Genomic DNA, 17892 nt, shown 5'->3' on the forward strand with positions numbered 1-17892 from the left:
TTCAGAGAGCACCCCATAGATGAGCAAGAGTTCCGAACTGGCGGAGGAATACGGCCTCGCCCGCGTCGGTGCCCGCCCTTCGCTGCCGTCCTACCTCAAGCAGGTGTGGGAGCGTCGGGACTTCACCCTCTCCCTGGCCCGCTACCGCATCCAGAGCGAGAACGAGCGGAACCGCCTGGGAATGGCGTGGGTGCTGCTGCGACCGATCTTCTCCGCGTGCGTCTACGGCCTGGTGTTCGGGTTCATCCTCGCGGGATCCCGCCCACCCAACTTCGTGTCGTTCGTCGTCATCGGGGTCTTCCTGCTGGAGTTCTTCAACTCGTCGATGAACGGCGGGTCGAAGGCGATCATCTCCAACTCCAGCCTCGTGCAGTCGCTGCCGTTCCCGCGCATGGTCCTGCCGCTCGCGAAGGTGCTGGAATGCCTGCTGAACTTCATGCCGACGCTGCTGCTCATGGTGGCGATCACCACCTTCAACGGGGCGCGGCCCAACCTCCAATGGCTGCTCTTCATCCCCCTCATCGTGCTCTTCACGATCTTCAACACCGGGGTGGCGCTCATCTTCGCCCGGCTGACCGTCCACTTCCGTGACCTCAGCCAGTTCATCCCCTTCGTGTCGCGCATGATCTTCTACACGTCCGGGGTCTTCTTCGACCCATCGCGGATCCTCAAGAACTTCCCCGAATGGGAGCCCGTGTACAACTGGCACCCGCTGCACAATGTTCTGTCGATCGCCCGTGGCATCCTGCTGCCGGACTACGACATCCCCTGGCACTTCTGGGGACAGTTCGCGATCTGGGCGGTCGTCATCCTGGTGATCGGCGTGGTGTTCTTCTGGAAGGCGGAGGAGCGGTATGGCCGAGAGAGCTGAGCACACCCCCATGGACGGGGTGGAGAAGGACCAGCCGATCGTCATCTGCGACGAGGTCCACGTCGAATACCGGACGCTGTCGACCGGCAAGCGGATCACCCCCGGCAGCGCGACGGGCATCCTGCAGCGCGGCGGGCGGAAGCTCCAGACCGTCCACGCGCTCAAGGGCGTGTCCTTCGTCGCCCGGGCGAACGAATCGATCGGGATCATCGGCACCAACGGGTCCGGCAAGTCGACGCTCATGCGGACGATCACCGGACTCACCCCGCCCAGCCGCGGTGCGGTCTACGCGAAGTCGCGTCCCAACCTGCTGGGCGTGGGTGCGGCACTCATGAGCGATCTGTCCGGCAGCCGCAACATCATCCTGGGCGGGCTGGCGATGGGGCTCACGCGTGAAGAGATCGAGTCGAAGTACGACGAGATCGTGGAGTTCACGGGGTTGCGCGAATTCATCGACATGCCGATGCGCACGTATTCGTCCGGCATGTCCGCACGCCTGAAGTTCGGCATCGCGACGGCCGCGCAGCACGAGATCCTCATCGTCGACGAGGCGCTGAGCGTGGGCGACCGCGACTTCCAGAAGCGGTCCGAAGCGCGCATCCGGGAGATCCGGGAAGCCGCCGGCACCGTCTTCCTCGTGTCCCACTCGATGCGGTCGATCCGTGACACGTGCAACCGGACCATCTGGATCGAGAAGGGCGTCCTCCGGGCGGACGGGGACACGAAGGACGTCGTCAAGGAATACGAGAAGCACAAGTGAGCCGGAAGAACAGTGCGGCGCACGCGGGTTTGACACCGGAGGCGCTGCCGCCACTCGCCGCGGTCCCGGGCGTGTCCTACATCATGCCGATCCTCAACGAGGCGGACCACGTGGAGGAGGCGATCACGACGGTCCTCGCCCAGGAGTATCCGGGGGAGAAGGAGATCGTTGTCGCGATCGGTCCGTCCACGGACGGGACGACGGAGATCGTCACGGGGATGGCTGAGAAGGATCCGCGGATCGTCGCGGTCGACAACCCGCAGGGTGACACGCCGATCGGTCTGAACCTGGCCGTGGCCGCCACGACCCAGCCGGTGGTGATCCGGGTCGACGCCCATTCGGAGCTCACCGCGGACTACACGGCGAGCGGCATCGAGGTGCTCCGGGAGACGGCGGCCGCGAACGTGGGCGGCCTCATGGTGGCGCAGGGGAAGAGCGCCTTCCAGAAGGCCGTGGCCCGGGCGTACATGTCCCGGATCGGACTGGGCGGCCCCGCTTACCACGCCGGCGACGAAGCGCAGGAAGCGGAATCCGCCTACCTGGGGGTCTTCCGTCGTGAGGTGTTCGACGCACTGAGCGGCTTCGACGAATCGCTGCGGCGCGGGCAGGACTGGGAGCTCAACCTCAGGATCCGGGAAGCCGGCGGACGTGTCTGGTTCGCCCCGGGCCTCCGGGTGACGTACTGGCCGCGCTCGTCGTGGTCGAAGCTCGTCAAGCAGTTCTATGCGACGGGTGTGTGGCGGGCGGAGATCGTCCGCAGGCACGGCACCCGGAATTCGGTGCGGTACTTCGCACCACCGCTGCTGGTCGTCGGTGTGGCGGCGGCTCTCATCGAAGCGCTGCTGCAGCTGAGCGGGACGACCCGCAGGTGGCCGCGGGTGCTGCGGCGCTTCACGTCGCTGGTGCACGTGCCCAGCACCGCTTATATCGCGGGGATCGTCGCCGCCGCGTGGAGCGCCAGAGACGCGGGGCTGCGTGAACGGTGCTGGTTCGCGCTGGTCCTGCCGTCGATGCACCTGAGCTGGGGCGCGGGCTTCCTGCGGGGGCTGGCGACCGGAGCGGCATCGAACAGAGACAGGAGCAGGTGAGCCCTCGTGGCCAAGAGGAAGCGCGGACGCGACAGGGACGACCGGATGGAAACCCTTGCCGACCTCGCACCCAAGAACCGGAAGTCGCCTGATGAGGGCGGCGGGACCGGCGACGGGACGGGAACCGCGGAGGTACCTGGCACGCGCCCGGGGCGGGCGAAGCCGGTGAGCGCGGAGGAACAGGCGGCGTGGGACGAGCGCGTCGCACATGCGCAGGAGGAGAGGGAGGGTCGGGGGACGATCGCTCCGCTCGTCGTTGCGGGTGTCGCCGTCCTGGGTGTCGTGGGGCTGATCGTCTGGTCCACGCTGTCGTCCAGTGACCCGGTGACAGTCGACACGATGCCCACCCCAGTCGTCGCCGCGGACGGCGCAGGCTCCGCCGTATATCCGGCGAACTCCCTCGAAGCGGTTCGTGAGAACGTGCGGTTCGGCTTCGCCCCCGCCGTGGACCTCGTGGTGCTGGGCGACGGGACGGTGGTGCTGGGCGAGGGTGGGCCGGATGACGGCGAGGACGTGTTCGGGAAGCCCTACTCCGAGCTGACGCAGGAGACGTTCGCGGACGGGGAGATCCCCGCCCCGCGTGAGGACACCGACGCGGGCACCCCGGCCACGTGGGCGGAGGTGTACAGGACGTACGCGGACGACACCATCTTCATGCCGGCGGTCGACACCCAGGGCGAGCTCGACGCGGTGCTCACCGCTGCGGAGGACGCAGACAGGATCGACTCACTCATCATCCGCACCGCGGATGACGAGACCGCTGCCAGAGCGAACGACCGCAACGTCTCGGTTCTCTATGTGGGGGAAGCCGACGAGACTTCGCCCGAAGAACTCCTGCGAGCGGGTTACGACAGCGTTGCGGCAAATCATGACTCTGAAGCGTGGGAGTCGTGGACTCATGCCGAACTTGACGTGTGGGTGACTGGTGTTTCGACCCCCGACGAATACGACGACGCCGTATCAGACGGTGCCCGAGGCGCTGTCGTCGCAGACCCGTTTGCGATCACCGCCGAGCAGGATGACTAAGGAACCGCCGCGTGGCGGTGGGCCGCGGGACCGAACAGAGGTATCTGGAAGCCAGCGGTACTAGCTCGTCGACGCCATTCGGGTGCCGCGATCATCGGAGTCGTCTTCGGGTATGTGCTTCGAGAGCTTTTCGCCGCCGACATCGTCGATCCGTCGATCCCGTTCTTCAGTTCACTCGATAGAACTCTTCATCTCGTTCGGATGTCCTTGTTCGCACTGTTGGCAGGCACCCTGATCCCTGGTTCCGTCATGAGACGCGGACCGCGCGCATTTATCGTGACACGGAGCGAGCTCATCGCGTATCAGTTCCTCGTCTGGACTCTGATTCAGGGAACGATCGCAGTCGTAGCAAGTAACTACGCGAGCATCCCGGTCACGTGGGCAGAAGCCTTCAACCTGCTCTATCCGCTGTCTCCACTGTGGTTCTTGCCGTTCATGATGCCTGGCATCTGCCGTGACTGCCGTCGCCCAGCCGCGGAGATCGACAGGGCGACTCGTGTTCGGCATGGCATCGAAGGGTGCATTGTGCCTCCTCACGTGGTCGGCACTTCCCGAAGTGATTTTCCTGGCGGGCTTGCCACTCATCATTTTTGTCGTGATAGGGGCCGCAGTGCGTGTGGGGTCCGCAGTGTGTTTTATCGAATCTGTAGCATCTCGCTGGCTTGCTGTTATGTTGATGTCAGTTGCGGGAAGCGCAGTGCCGCTCGGACTTGGGTTCGGGCTTAATTCGTCGGCGCCGACTGGCCTTCCTTCCGAACGCTCTGTTGAAGGTGTGGTGTTGGGCACTGTCGGGACGGGCGCAGGTGTCATCGCAACTATTGCTTTGGTTTCTCTGGTGATGCGTGCGATGCCACAGATCGAGAGCACCCTTTCCTCCTTTGGTAGACACTCGAATCATATCTTCCTGTCGCATATTATCTTTACCGCTGGAATTAGGGTTGCGCTGACGGTCACGGGTGTGGATTCATCAGCGTTCCATCTTGTTGTCGGGCTGCTCATCGGGGTCGCGGGACCGCTAGCGGTTGAAAGGCTTGCTCGAACGTATGCTCCGTTGCTCTTCTCCCCACCGTGGCGCAAAGCCTCAACGTAACCTGAATGAAATTTCGGCAGGATCCCCAGACATGACTGCGTAAGGCACTGCCGCACTCAGTGTTGTGCAACCTCTCTGAGGTGCAGTATGCGTCGCCTGAACTCGGTTTCAAACGTATGTTGTGACATGAAGTCGATTCCGCGTTGACCTGCTGCCCGTATCTCGGACGGGCTGTTCGCCAGTTCCCGGAGCTTCAGCGTCAAGCGGTCTGCGCGTCTCATCGGGACAGTCCAGCCTATGCCGTGCCTGGCGGTGAGTGGGGTCAAGGCGGCGTTGTTGAAGCCGATCACCGGGACACCAAGCGCGGCTGCTTCCAGATAGCTTCCGGCTGGATCCCCCTGAGTGTGCGGGAGGATCATCAGATCCACGTTCTCTCGCACAAATGCGGTCCACTCGGATTCGTATTCGAGGTAGCCAGTAAACGATGTTCTGGAGTTGTCGAAAGCGGCTTTAGTCTGAAGGCTCTCAGTCATCTCTCCGTGGCCATTGATGAACAGTGTGGAGTAGTCGTCACGGGAGCACGCGTCGAAAGCGGCGAGGGCGTACTGTGGTCCCTTGATAGGGATGTGTCTCCCGGAAAACGCCACCGTTAACGGCCTCGTTGCGGAGTTACGCGCGTATTCACGCTTTTGCGAGTCGTTAATTTGCTTGTCGGAGACGCGGGTGTCGAAGAACAGCATTGGGTTTGCTGAATGGTGAGAGTACGCATTCCAAGTCGGGTAGCCATTGCACTGAATGCCCCCAGCTCGACGAATCATCGACCACAAGGGTGCTGCGCGACGGAGGTGGCCGATCGAAGAACGGATCCCGTTTATTGCGTTGGATCCGATGAACGACGAGGAGAGCCGCTGGCGAAGCGGGTTCTCAGTTGTCCATATGATCCGGCGTGGATCGAACTCCATGAGAGGGGCGTTGCTGATGGTGTGCAGAGCGAGGGTCGCAACGGACCCACGCCGGTGTGCCGCGCCTAGTGGATTGTCCGTGGTGACGATACTGAACGCGAGTTCAGACTCGGTGGCGTGGTTGAGGTTTGTGACCCGTGTACTCCTTGAAGGAGTTGCGATGACAGTCAACTCGCCCGGCCAGTTGGCTGCGTACGCATTCAGGCCGCTGAGTGTCTTGGGGTCCAGGTAGAGATCCTTGCCCTGTCGAATGATGCTGTCTGGAAGAACGACAGTAAGGCGACTAGGCATCGATTCTCCTCGATTGAAGTACTTCGGGTGTGGAACCCGCACAAGCCAAGCCTCAGCATAAGCGCTTGTTCCGCAACGGGGCACCGACGGTGGCGAAGCCCCTCGAGATCCTGCGAGCGTCAGGACGACAGTTTCCAGCCGCCCGATAGTCTGGGGGCATGAGCCAGAACCTCGGGAATCCCTCGCCCATCGGCAACCTCGACGCCTCGCAGCTGGGGCCTCAGCCCACGTACCTGCCGGACGATCACCCGGACGTGCCCGCGAAGGCACGGCTGGAAGCAGGTGACGAACCGTTGGACGTCGCCAGCGCCTACCCCGCGTCCTGTCTCGCCTGGGCGGAACTCGCAGACGAAGCGTTCGACGAAGGACGCATTGTCGATTCCTACGCGTACTCCCGTGTCGGCTACCACCGCGGGCTGGACGCTCTGCGTGCCGCCGGCTGGCGCGGCGTGGGCCCGATCCCGTGGACGCACGACGTGAACCGCGGGTTCCTCCGCTCCCTCTACGCGCTGGGCCGCGCTGCGGCGAGCATCGGAGAAGCCGAGGAAGCCGCCCGCGTGGAGAAGTTCCTCAACGACTCCGACCCCACCGCGATGGACCAGATCGCCGGAGCCGGGAGCTGAGAGACGCGATGGCAGTGCAGACGTTCTCTGCGGAGGAAGCGGTCGAGCTCGCGGTCGTCGAACGGTCGGGCTTCGTCGAGTCCCGCCACATCGGCTCCGCCGTCCTGCTGGACCCCAGCGGTGCGCCCGTGGTCGCTGTGGGATCCGTCGACTCGCCCGTCTTCGTCCGTTCGACGCTCAAACCCCTCCAGGCGATCGCCAGCATGCGCGCAGGCGCGGACCTGCAGGGTGAGGCTGCCGTCCTCGCGACGGCGTCGCACCGTGCGGAGCAGCGGCACATCGACGTGGTTGCCGGGATGCTCGACTCCGTTGGTCTGGACGAGTCCGCGCTCAAGTGCCCGTCGGTGGCGCCGGCGGACCGCGCGACGCGCGAAGCACGGCGTGCCGCCGGTGAGGAGAAGTCGCGCCTCCACTTCAACTGCTCCGGCAAGCACGCGGCGTTCCTCATGGCCGCAGTGGCAGGCGGCCACGACCTCGGCTCCTACCTGGAACCGGATCACCCGGTGCAGCAGGAGGTCGCCCGGGTCGTGGAGGAATACACCGGAGGACCACCGCTGGCCGTGGGAGTCGACGGTTGCGGCGCGCCCGTCCACGCACTCACGCTCACAGCGCTCGCCACCGCGATCGGTCGTGTCGCTCAGGGGGCCGACGAGCCTGCGGCCCGCCTCATGGACGCCGTGTTCGCCCACCCTTGGGGCATCGAAGGCGGCGGACGCCCCAACACCACCGTGATCGAGGATCTGGGGATCTTCGCGAAGTTCGGTGCCGAAGGCGTCATGGTGATGGCGACTCGCAGCGGATGGTCGGTCGCAGTGAAATGTCTGGACGGTTCGTCCCGTCCCACGACGCTGGTCGCCCTCGAGCTTCTCGCATTCGCCGAGGCCGTGGACGCGGATGCTGCCGCCCAGGTCGCCGCGCGGCTGACTCAGCCGATCACGGGCGGCATCGAGGGCAGCGGCGAGGCCCGGATCGTCGGCGCACTGCGCGTGGGCGATGCACTGACGACTGTGCGGAGGAGCGGGGCATGAGTGTGAAGCGCAAGACGGACCCCGCAGTCGGCCGGCAGGCACTGGACGTGTGGTGCGCGGCGGAGCCGTGCGGTGCGGCCGAGGTCGACCGGAAGACCCTCGCGACAGCTGTCCGGTTCACGCTGGAGGAGTTCGCCGCCCGCAACCCGGGGGGAAGCGTGGAGGTGCGGGTGCCTCCGTTCGGTGTCACCCAGGCGGTCGAAGGCCCCCGGCACACCCGTGGCACGCCGCCCAACACTGTCGAAGCGGACCCCGCGACATGGTTGAGTCTGGTCACCGGGAAGACGGACTTCGCGCACGCCGTGGAGACTCACGCCGTCGCCGCATCGGGAGTGCGGTCGTACCTCGGACACCTGCTGCCACTGTTCGACACGCAGGGACGGGCGCTCGCCTGATCCAGACCGCGGACGCCCCTGCGTGGACGGTGCGGCGTGGTGTTGAATGAGGCCATGACCGCTCGCACTGTGCAGACGACATCCTTCATCGCCGGCCGCCATCTCCCCACGCTCCGGACGTACCCGAACATCGACCCGTCGACGGGTGCCGTGATCGGACAGGTCGCGAGGTCCGGTGTGGACGAGGTCGACCACGCGGTGCAGTCCGCAGCGAAGGCGCAGCGGGAGTGGCGCCGCAGCTCACCTGAGCAGCGGTCGAAGCTGCTCGTCGCCGCCGGGGCGCTCATCCGCGCGAACCGCGAGGAGCTCGCCCGGCTGGAGTCCGAGGACACAGGCAAGCCGCTCACTCAGGCTTATGCTGACGCGGATGTGTGTGCCCGCTACTTCGAGTTCTACGGCCACACGATCGAGGCGTACTACGGTCATCAGATCCCGCTGGCGGACGACATGCACGTGTACACCCGGCGCGAACCCTACGGGGTGACGGGGCACATCGTTGCCTGGAACTACCCGCTTCAGCTCATCGGCCGTGCCGCAGCGACCTCGCTGGCGACGGGCAACTGCGCGGTGGCGAAGCCCGCGGACGAAACGCCGCGCACCACTGTCCGACTGGCCGAACTCATTCACGAAGCCGGGTTCCCGGTCGGCGCCTTCAACGTCGTCGTGGGGCTGGGCGCCGAGGCCGGAGACGCGCTTGCGAATCACCCCGGCATCGCGCACCTGGGCTTCGTCGGTTCCACAGCGACCGGCTCCCTCATCGCCCACGCCGCCGCAGACCGGGTGATCCCCACGGTGCTGGAGCTGGGAGGCAAGTCCGCGAACCTCGTCTTCCCCGACGCGGACATCGAGGGTGCTGTCCCCAGCCTGGTACGGTCCGTCATCCAGAACGCCGGCCAGACCTGTTCCGCGGGTTCACGGCTGCTGGTCCATTCCTCTGTGCACGACGAGGTCGTGGAGAAGATGGGGTGTGTCATGGACGCGATCACGGTGGGGCGCGGCATCGATGACCCGGGCCTGGGGCCGCTGGTGTCGATGAAGCAGCGTGACCGCGTGCAGGGGTTCCTCGACGAGGTCGAATCCGCACAGGTCGTGGTGGGTGGTGGGCGTCCGGACGGGCTGGGTGGCGCGCTGGAGTGTGGCGCGTTCGTGGCGCCGACGATCGTGACCGACGTCGACGTGTCGCAGCGGATCTTCCACGAAGAGGTGTTCGGCCCGGTCGTTGCCGTCACGCGTTTTGACGACGATGACGAAGCGCTGGAGCTGGCGAACGGGACGGAGTACGGGCTGGTGTCTGCGGTGTGGACGCAGAACCTGTCGCGGGCACACCGTATGGCGCACGGGATCGAGGCCGGCCAAGTCTTCGTCAACACGTACGGTGCCGGCGGGGGAGTGGAGCTCCCGTTCGGCGGCTTCAAGAAGTCCGGTTACGGGCGTGAGAAATCTATCGAAGCCTTCGACGAGTACACCCAGACGAAAACCGTCGTCATGAAACTGTAAGAGGGAGACCCTGGATGAGGCGGGATCGCCACTCTGAACTTCGAGTGCGTGTCCAAGTCGCTGACAGAGGGTCTCGCATCCAGTGGATGGACTTTGTCCGCGGGGCCGCCATGCTCGCACTGCTGGTCTGGCATGCGAGTTCGATTCCCACGATCTACCAGCCTGCGTCGATGCCTGACGCATTCGCGCATCTGAACAATTTTCTTGCTCCTTACCGGATGCCCGTTCTGATGTTCTTGTCCGGCATGCTGCTGGGGCGGTCGCTGACGAAACCTTTCGGTGAGTATTACGGCGGGAAACTCAGAAAGCTGCTTTGGCCATATGTGGTCTGGGCCGCCATATTCCTGGCGGCCACGCAACAGCTTGAGCTCTTTGCGCGTCCTCAGGTGTGGATCCCCGTCACGTACCTCTGGTTCCTGCTGTTCGTCTTCATCTACTATTGCGTCGCCCCTCTCGTGGGGAGGTTCCCTCCGGGTGTCATTCCGCTGGTCGCCATCATCGTGTCTATGATGATCGAAGACCGTGGGTTCATCAGCAAATTCGTTCTCTTCGCCGCATACTTCTATCTCGGACATCAGCTTTCCTCGTCCACGCGAGCGTGTTACGCAACGACACGAGGAGTGGTGCGCTGGACTGCACTGATAGCCGCCGTGGTTCTGAGCCTCTTCGCACCCAGCGGCTGGTCGATCGTCGCAATAATTACGAGTCTTATCGGCATCGTTGCGGTCGTCGGGTGGTTCCAGCGCTTCTACCGAGCTCCGCAAAAGTCGAGATTCGTGGAATATGTAGGCGCGCACTCGATCGTGTACTACCTCTCGCACTTTCCGGTGATGTTCGGGATGGGGGCGGTCCTCGAAGTATTCGGTCTGGATGATTTCTATCTTCTCTTTGTCGCGAATGTGGTTGCAGCACTGTTGGTCGGGTGGGTCTTAAGCAAGTTGAAGGCGCGATACCCGATCGCGCTGCTTTTTGAGTTTCCGGCGACTTCCTACTGGGCGCGACGCCGTCGCGCTCGTTCGGGGGCAATGAGTTGAGAATAAGCAGTCAGTAGCGAGGGCAACGGAAGGTTTCAGCAACCCTTTGTGGTTCAGTACCCTTGCTCCGGCGTTTATCCTGGTTGCTTTGTAGCCTTAGTCATGAGGTCACATCTGCATCCCTACCGGGTTCTTCGTGAAGTCCGGCCCAAGGTGGTCAGCTCCGTCAATGCCGCCGGCCCACCTGTCGAGACCGTTTGGATGACGGCCTGCGTCCGCGCATGTCCGCGTGCGCGGTCGAGGTCACGATAGGCGGCGACGACACGTTGGTAGGTCCACCCGGTGATGTTGACCTGGGAATGCTCCTCCGCCCCGACCACCGCGTTGAGTCGCGCGGTTTGCTTCTCGATGAGGAGATGCGACCCCGCCAGTCCGTATCAAGAATCTCAGAAGTAGCAATTGTGGCGCACATTTGCTGGCTGGTTGGATGGTATGTGAATGCGCGGAGATCACTGAAGGGTTTTACCTGTGAGAGTCATTCGCGGACAGCCCGGTCGGCCGGCTGGTCATATTCTTGAATGGCGTTCCAGTGGCGTGTGACGTCGCCAACAATGGCGTGATTGGTGGCGTGTCGTAGGGGGCTGACCTGCAGAAATATCTTGCGATGCATTTGCAGAACTAGTTGCAATTAATTGATTTTGCCTATTCTCCGTGGTGAGGTTACTCTATGGTTCTTTAATCGTTTCAGTTCTTAATTTCGGCGGGAGCCAAAGTGTCCGATCTCATTCTTCCGCCTCGGCGTGAACCCAGGTCTTTTCCCCGTCGTGCCGCCGTGAAGGCCGCATGGGCGGCCCCGGCGATCGTGATGGTTTCAGGCGCTCCCGCGTTAGCGTGCAGCCCGGATTCGAACCCGCCTCTGACCTATACGGAAAAAGCTGCCAAGGCTCATACGACGGACGGCGGTCCGATCCGCAGGGTAGTGACGGCACCCGAGTGGGCGACCCTGATGACGTTCAAGGTGATCGGCGGTGGCGGTGGCGTTCTGTCCAACCGGAACGGTAAGAGTGGGCAAGGTGCCGTCATCGACGGCTTCATCCCGATCTCCGGGGGTGAGAAGGTGACGCTGAGGCCCGGCAGCGCTGGGCAGCACCGGGCCAGCGTGAAGAAGAACACCACGAACGCAGCTGGCGTCGTCAACTCCACCGGGCTCGAGTTCGGAGGCTCCGGCGGCCACGGGATGGGCAGCGGATCCGGCGGTGGTGGTGCAGCGAGCATCCTCCAGTTCGGCGATGACGTGCTCGTCGTCGCAGGGGGCGGTGGCGGGCTCAGCCAGTCGACGGCGCAGTCGTTGGGCGACGGCACGTTCTACTATCAGGGGTCGAGCACGCTGCACGCTGCTTTCGGCAAGGTGCCGCAGGGGTCAGGAGCTGCGGGCGTTCCGAAGGCGGCAGGGTCGATTGCTGCGGGCGCTCGTGGTGAGGGCGCCTACATGTTTGTCACGCCCGAGGGTGCGCGCAGCCCGCACAAGCTCACTGAGGGTGCGATTGCGATGGGCGTCGAAGGTGGAAGTGGCGGTGGAACCTCTGCAGGCGGGGCTGGAGCCCACGCCGACTCCTCGTGGGTCTGGCAGAAGATCAAGTTCAACGGTCTGGTCAACGGGCATCCCGGCGGGCGCGGGCATGGTGGCAGCGCGGACTACCAGCACGCCGACGGACCGAATCCTCCGTCAGCCGGTGGTGGCGGTGGTGGGTACTACGGCGGTGGCGCAGGGGCCATGCTCTACGGCACTGGTCCGAAGCAGGCGGCATTCCAAACCGGAGTCGGCAGTGGCGGTGGAGGGGGCGCGAGCTGGGTTTCCAGCGTTGTGGACACGTTCACGGGAGGCCTTGCGTCGAACACTGCCAGCGGTGGCTTCGGTGCGCACGGGCTCATCGAAGTGACGTTCTCCTGTTGACAGCCCGGCGCTGGTAAGCAATAGCGAGAGGGCCGGTGGAATCACGCACCGGCCCTCTCACTGCTTCCTTGAGTCGTCGACGCGTCGTTGGTGATAGAAGGGTTCATGTGCTCCCGTGGTGGTGGTCACGAGACTTGCCGGTAACCGCAAGAGAGACTAAGTTACTGCTATCGAACGGCAACGTTGCGTTGCCTCGTATCCTCAGGTCTTAGTGGGAGAGCGGTCGTCTGGACGCTGGTCGCACCTTCGCGCATGCGCGTTCACTCGGCATTTGCGGGTCGCCCGTGGGCAGGTCGTGACTCCGCTGTGTCCGTCATGAGAAGTGAAGGGACCCATGAACAACAACGAGCCTACGAGCGAAAGCTCTTCTGCGGCAACCGGCGCCGGGAGAGTGGTCCGCGGTTCTGGCGGCGGACTCAACCGGCGTGTACTCGTCAAGGGGGCAGCGTGGTCGGTTCCCGCCATTACGGTGTCCGCCGCAGCACCGGCGTTTGCGGCATCGTGCGTTGAGGAGGTCCCCGGAGGGAACGAGGTCCATGCGACCGATACGAACCTGGGCAACGCTCGTGCAGCCCTGAGCGTGCCGGTTCCCGACGGTGCCGGGCGCATGCAGTTCGAAGTCGTTGGTGGTTCAGGTGGTAGCAACTTCACCGACGGCGCCCGCATCATAGGTGACCTCGCCGTGTCGCCGGGGCAGACCTACTTGTTGGTGGCGGGGGCCGGCGGCGAGTCCTATGGCCGTCAAGGCCGGGGAGGGAAGTCGCTGTTCGGAAACGGCGGAAACGGTGGCACCGGCCAGAATGTGCGCGGCAGTGGTGGTGGCGGCGCAAGCACACTTCTCTTGGGGACGACTGTCGCAGGGGCGACGATCGTCGCTGTTGCAGGCGGTGGAGGAGGGTCGCACGCCAATGTGTACCCGATTCCGGGCAGCGGGTCGCAGGCCGTGGCCGCGCGTTTCTCGGGAAGCCTGCGCCAGGACACCACGGCAACCTACAACTCCTCGTCAGTTACTGCTTTCGGTGGTAACGGCAATGGCGGATGGTCCGGAAGCGGGATGGCGGGAGAGACCGGGCTCCTGGGGTGGATGGGCAATCGACCCGACACCGACTCGGCTCCCACAGCGTCACAGATCCGGCTGATGTCAGGCGGTGGTCGAGGCGGCGGTGCCACAGCGGGGTCACCCGGTGCGGGGGGTCTTCCTCGGTGGGTGAGTGGCCCTACCGATTTCAGCGTGGACTGGAGCCCTAATGGGTCGCCTGGCTCGGGCCGTAACGGTGGTAACGGAGCCGTCAACGGCACCAGCCCCCAATCGACCAGTGTGGAAGGTGGAGGGGGTGGCGGATACAGCGGCGGCGGTGGCGGTGCCTCGGCCTTGGCCAACTACACCGGCCCTAAACCGGACATCTATGACGGTCGCTACGGCATCGCTGCGACCGGTGGCGGAGGGAGCAGCTACGTGAGTGGTACCGTCATCGAATTCGACGCCGGGCTTGACCCTCGTACGCATACAACAGGCGCCCCTACGGGAAAGATGGGTTACGTGAAGGTGACCTTCTACCGTTGCTGACCGTGGCTGACTGCTAACGCCATCAGATAAGGGATGAGAGACCGCTGGGGCGGGCGAGTGCAACTCGCCCGTCCCACGCATGTATACACGTGGGACGCGCACGCCCGGATCGCGTGGGGGCAGCAGGTCCTCGCGCATGGCATCTAGAATGGTGGGGCACACCGCCGCCCCCGTCCTGAGCAGGAGCCGATGACCGAGGACCCCGATATCCGCATGACCGACGACCTGGACGTCGTCGTCCGCCGCAGCCCCCGCTACGGCGTCTTCATCCTCGCCGGGATCTTCCTCGGATTCATCGTCGCCGGCATCCTCGTCGTTCTCCCCGTCGACACGTCCGCCCTCACTGCGGACTACTCGACCGGCACCGCGATGGCCTTCCTCATGCTCGTGCTCGGGCTCCTGGGCGCAGGACTCGGCGGTGGCGTCGCTCTGATCCTCGACTGGACCAACGCACGGAAGGTCCGCACCTACACCGTGCGCGCCGAATACGTCGCACGCAGCACCCCGCGCAACGGGTCCGGTGGCCCGGAGTTCAGCACCAACGGCGACCGCGCCCACGACTCGGCCACCGCATCCACCACGGACGCAGCCTCGGACGGGCAGGCGGCCGACACCGCCTCAGAAGACCCGGCCACCGGAAGCGAGCCGGGAGATCCGTCGACCGGCACCTCGGCGACGGGCACTGAACCGGGCCGGGAGACGGACGATCCGACGGCCTCGGGCGATGTGAAACAATGAACCTGTGCCCGCAGTGAACCTGTCCCGCGCGGAGCGCTTCGCGCCCGCCACCACGGACCCCCAGACGGACCCCTCTGAAGCCCCAGCCGAACCCCCCTTCGACACCCCTCCCGGCGAGGAGTGCGGCGTGTTCGGCGTCTGGGCCCCCGGCGAAGAAGTCGCCCGCCTCACCTACTTCGGCCTCTACGCCCTGCAGCACCGCGGCCAGGAGTCCGCCGGCATCGCCGCGAGCAACGGCCAGCAGATCCTCGTCTACCGGGACATGGGCCTCGTCTCCTCCATCTTCAAGGAGACCGACCTCGAAACCCTCCCCGGCCACATCGCCGTCGGCCACACCCGCTACTCGACGACCGGCGCGTCCTCGTGGGAGAACGCACAGCCCACCCTGGGCCCCACCCCGTTCGGCACGCTCGCACTCGCCCACAACGGGAACCTCACGAACGTCGAGACCCTCGAAGCGATCGCGGACGAATACCGCGCCGACCACCAGCACACCGTCGCGCAGGCCACCAACAAGACGCTGCGGACGCGCGGCCACCGGGACTCGTCGAACGACACCTCCCTCATCACCGAACTCTTCGGGTCGTCGGCCAAGGAATCACTCCACGACGCGGCGATGAGCCTGCTGCCCAAGCTCGACGGCGCCTTCAGCCTCGTCTTCATGGACGAGGGCACCCTCTACGCCGCCCGCGACCGCCACGGCGTGCGCCCCCTGGCACTGGGCCGGCTGGAGCGCGGCTGGGTCGTCGCCTCGGAGACCGCCGCACTGGACATCGTGGGCGCCACCTTCGTCCGCGAAGTCGACCCCGGTGAACTCATCGCCATCGACGAGCAGGGCCTGCGCTCCGAACGGTTCGCGGAGCCGGACCCCAAGACCTGCGTCTTCGAGTACGTCTACGTCGCACGTCCTGACAGCATCATCGCCGGGCGGACAGTCCACGCCGCCCGCGCGGAGATGGGCCGCGCCCTGGCCCGCGAGCACCCCGTGGAGGCGGACATGGTCATCGCGACCCCGGCCTCCGGCGTGCCGGCCGCCGTCGGCTACGCGGAGGAATCCGGCATCCCCTACGGCCAGGGACTCATGAAGAACGCCTACGTGGGCCGCACCTTCATCCAGCCCACGCAGTCGCTGCGCCAGCTGGGCATCCGCCTCAAGCTCAACCCGCTGCGCGAGAACATCGAGGGCAAGCGCCTGGTCGTCGTCGACGACTCCATCGTCCGCGGCAACACGCAGCGCGCCATCGTCAAGATGCTCCGCGCGGCCGGCGCGAAGGAGGTCCACGTGCGGATCTCCTCCCCTCCGGTCAAGTGGCCCTGCTTCTACGGCATCGACTTCGCGACCCGCGCCGAACTCATCGCCAACGGCCTGGGCGTCGACGAGGTGTGCCAGAATCTGGGCGCCGATTCGCTGGGCTACATCTCCCTGGACGGCATGATCGCCGCCACCCGCCAGCCCGCGGAAGGGCTGTGCTCCGCATGCTTCTCAGGCAAGTACCCGATCCCCGTCGAGGGGCCCGGAATGGAACTCACACACACGAGGTCATGACACATGAAGGCTGACGACGCACGCACCAGTGGAACCACCTACGCCGCCGCCGGCGTCGACGTGGAGGCAGGTGACCGCGCCGTCGAACTCATGAAGGCCGCGGTCGCGACCACCCACGGGCCCGAGGTCGTGGGCGGGTTCGGCGGGTTCGCCGGCCTCTTCGACGCCCGGGCTCTCAAGGACTACCGCCACCCGCAGCTCGCGACGTCCACGGACGGTGTGGGCACGAAGGTGGCGCTCGCGCAGCAGCTGGACATCCACGACACGATCGGCCACGACCTCGTGGGCATGGTGGTCGACGACATCGTCGTCATCGGTGCGAAGCCGCTGTTCATGACCGACTACATCGCGTGCGGCAAGGTCGTGCCGGAACGGATCGCCGCGATCGTCCGCGGCATCGCCGAGGCCTGCGCGAGCGCGGGCGTCGCCCTGGTGGGTGGGGAGACCGCCGAACACCCCGGGCTGCTGGGCGTCGACGAGTACGACGTCGCCGGTGCCGCCACCGGTGTGGTGGAGGCCGACGAGGTCCTGGGCGCCCACCGCGTGCAGGTGGGCGACGCACTCGTGGGACTGCCGGCATCGGGCCTGCACTCCAACGGCTACTCCCTGGTGCGTCGGATCATCGCGGACGCGGGCTGGTCGCTGGACCGCGAGGTCGAGGAGTTCGGTCGGACCCTGGGCGAGGAGGTCCTCACCCCCACACGCGTCTACACCGGCCCGCTGCTGGCGCTCATCGCAGAGCTGCCCGGTGCGGTCCATTCGATCTCCCACGTGACGGGCGGGGGGCTGAGCGCGAACGTCGCCCGGATCCTGCCGCAGGGCACCGTGGGCGTCATGCGCCGGTCGTCCTGGACGGTCCCGCCCGTCTTCGACGTGCTGGGCGACCTGGGCGGAGTGCCGCAGCTGGACCGTGAGCGCACCTGGAACCAGGGCGTGGGCATGGTGCTGTCCGTCGCGGCCGACCGCGTGGACGACGTGCTGCGCGCCTACCCCGGAGCGTGGGTGCTGGGCGACGTGGTGGCCGACGACTCCACCCACAGCGGTGCGGACGCCTACGTCCAGGGAGCCAAGGGTGTGGACGCGGGAGCCGCGATCCTCATCGACTGACTGCGTGACCCGGGGCGGCGCTGGCGTCGTCTCTGGGATTGCAGAAGGGGCGGGGAAGACCGGTGTGGTCTTCCCCGCCCCTTCTGTCAGAACAGGACGTACTGTCCGTCAGCGAGCGTCCTCGCTGTCGTCGTCATCGTCGAAGTCGTTGTACTTGTCTGCGTAGGCAGAGTAGTCGTCCTCACCGTCATATTCCGACACTGCGGACTGTCCCCCCAGCTCTCGCTGGAGTGCGGTGAGGTCCGTCTCCGGGCTGTAGTACTTGAGCTTTCGAGCGACCTTGATCTGCTTCGCCTTGGCGCGACCGCGACCCACTGGCCTGACCCCCTCCGTGCTCATCCAGGGCGGGTGACACGAGGTCCCTGGTCCGTCTTCCATCGTTCTGCGCAGTATCTTACCTCTTTGGCGTATCGCTAGCCATTCCGGGGGGCCACT

The 17892-nt window shown here is 65.4% G+C and carries 16 protein-coding genes; 14 read left to right on the plus strand and 2 right to left on the minus strand.

Features of this window, described 5'->3' with window-relative positions:
• Nucleotides 1-19: 19 nt before the first annotated feature.
• The 5 genes from JFC09_RS14800 (at nt 20) to JFC09_RS14820 (ending at nt 4835) form a co-directional block, all read left to right on the plus strand.
• Nucleotides 20-871, plus strand: coding sequence for an ABC transporter permease (locus JFC09_RS14800; protein ID WP_198394821.1), 852 nt, complete (start codon nt 20-22; stop codon nt 869-871).
• A complete protein-coding gene (locus JFC09_RS14805) occupies nt 855-1631 on the plus strand; it encodes an ABC transporter ATP-binding protein (protein WP_198394822.1) in 777 nt (258 codons plus the stop codon). Before JFC09_RS14800 ends, JFC09_RS14805 begins: the two co-directional genes overlap by 17 nt.
• Nucleotides 1628-2719, plus strand: coding sequence for a glycosyltransferase family 2 protein (locus JFC09_RS14810; RefSeq protein ID WP_198394823.1), 1092 nt, complete (start codon nt 1628-1630; stop codon nt 2717-2719). The genes JFC09_RS14805 and JFC09_RS14810 overlap by 4 nt, the downstream gene beginning before the upstream one ends.
• A gap of 45 nt (nt 2720-2764) precedes the next feature.
• Complete coding sequence (locus JFC09_RS14815) at nt 2765-3745, plus strand: hypothetical protein (RefSeq protein ID WP_198394824.1); 981 nt, start codon at nt 2765-2767, stop codon at nt 3743-3745.
• A 496-nt stretch (nt 3746-4241) separates the two neighbouring features.
• Nucleotides 4242-4835 (plus strand): hypothetical protein, encoded by a 594-nt coding sequence (locus JFC09_RS14820; RefSeq protein ID WP_198394825.1) that lies wholly within the window; start codon nt 4242-4244, stop codon nt 4833-4835.
• Nucleotides 4836-4891: 56 nt separating this feature from the next.
• Here JFC09_RS14820 and JFC09_RS14825 read toward each other — a convergent pair whose 3' ends face one another.
• Nucleotides 4892-6028, minus strand: coding sequence for a glycosyltransferase (locus JFC09_RS14825; protein ID WP_198394826.1), 1137 nt, complete (start codon nt 6026-6028; stop codon nt 4892-4894).
• Nucleotides 6029-6186: 158 nt separating this feature from the next.
• Here JFC09_RS14825 and JFC09_RS14830 point away from each other — a divergent pair, with 158 nt between their 5' ends.
• From JFC09_RS14830 to purM, 9 genes are all read left to right on the plus strand, one after another.
• Entirely contained in the window at nt 6187-6651 is a 465-nt protein-coding gene (locus JFC09_RS14830; RefSeq protein ID WP_198394827.1) for a DUF3151 domain-containing protein, read from the plus strand.
• An 8-nt stretch (nt 6652-6659) separates the two neighbouring features.
• Entirely contained in the window at nt 6660-7679 is a 1020-nt protein-coding gene (locus JFC09_RS14835) for an asparaginase (RefSeq protein ID WP_198394828.1), read from the plus strand.
• Entirely contained in the window at nt 7676-8074 is a 399-nt protein-coding gene (locus tag JFC09_RS14840; protein WP_198394829.1) for a sterol carrier family protein, read from the plus strand. Before JFC09_RS14835 ends, JFC09_RS14840 begins: the two co-directional genes overlap by 4 nt.
• Before the next feature lie 54 nt (nt 8075-8128).
• On the plus strand, nt 8129-9571 hold the full coding sequence (locus tag JFC09_RS14845; protein WP_198394830.1) for an aldehyde dehydrogenase family protein: 1443 nt from the start codon (nt 8129-8131) through the stop codon (nt 9569-9571).
• A gap of 86 nt (nt 9572-9657) precedes the next feature.
• Nucleotides 9658-10605: an acyltransferase family protein gene (locus JFC09_RS14850; RefSeq protein WP_198394831.1), complete on the plus strand. Its 948-nt coding sequence runs from the start codon at nt 9658-9660 to the stop codon at nt 10603-10605.
• A gap of 946 nt (nt 10606-11551) precedes the next feature.
• Complete coding sequence (locus tag JFC09_RS14855) at nt 11552-12499, plus strand: hypothetical protein (RefSeq protein WP_198394832.1); 948 nt, start codon at nt 11552-11554, stop codon at nt 12497-12499.
• A gap of 1756 nt (nt 12500-14255) precedes the next feature.
• Nucleotides 14256-14804, plus strand: a complete 549-nt coding sequence (locus tag JFC09_RS14860) for a hypothetical protein (RefSeq protein ID WP_198394833.1) — start codon at nt 14256-14258, stop codon at nt 14802-14804.
• A gap of 127 nt (nt 14805-14931) precedes the next feature.
• Nucleotides 14932-16350: an amidophosphoribosyltransferase gene (gene purF / locus JFC09_RS14865; RefSeq protein ID WP_198394899.1), complete on the plus strand. Its 1419-nt coding sequence runs from the start codon at nt 14932-14934 to the stop codon at nt 16348-16350.
• A 3-nt stretch (nt 16351-16353) separates the two neighbouring features.
• Nucleotides 16354-17457 (plus strand): phosphoribosylformylglycinamidine cyclo-ligase, encoded by a 1104-nt coding sequence (gene purM / locus JFC09_RS14870; protein ID WP_198394834.1) that lies wholly within the window; start codon nt 16354-16356, stop codon nt 17455-17457.
• 108 nt (nt 17458-17565) lie between these two features.
• On the opposite strand, the gene JFC09_RS14875 is transcribed toward purM, so the two are convergent.
• Nucleotides 17566-17772 (minus strand): DUF3073 domain-containing protein, encoded by a 207-nt coding sequence (locus JFC09_RS14875; RefSeq protein WP_198394835.1) that lies wholly within the window; start codon nt 17770-17772, stop codon nt 17566-17568.
• Between the last annotated feature and the right edge of the window lie 120 nt (nt 17773-17892).

This window comes from Brevibacterium yomogidense (genome assembly GCF_016107685.1).
GTDB classification, from domain to species: Bacteria; Actinomycetota; Actinomycetes; order Actinomycetales; family Brevibacteriaceae; genus Brevibacterium; species Brevibacterium yomogidense.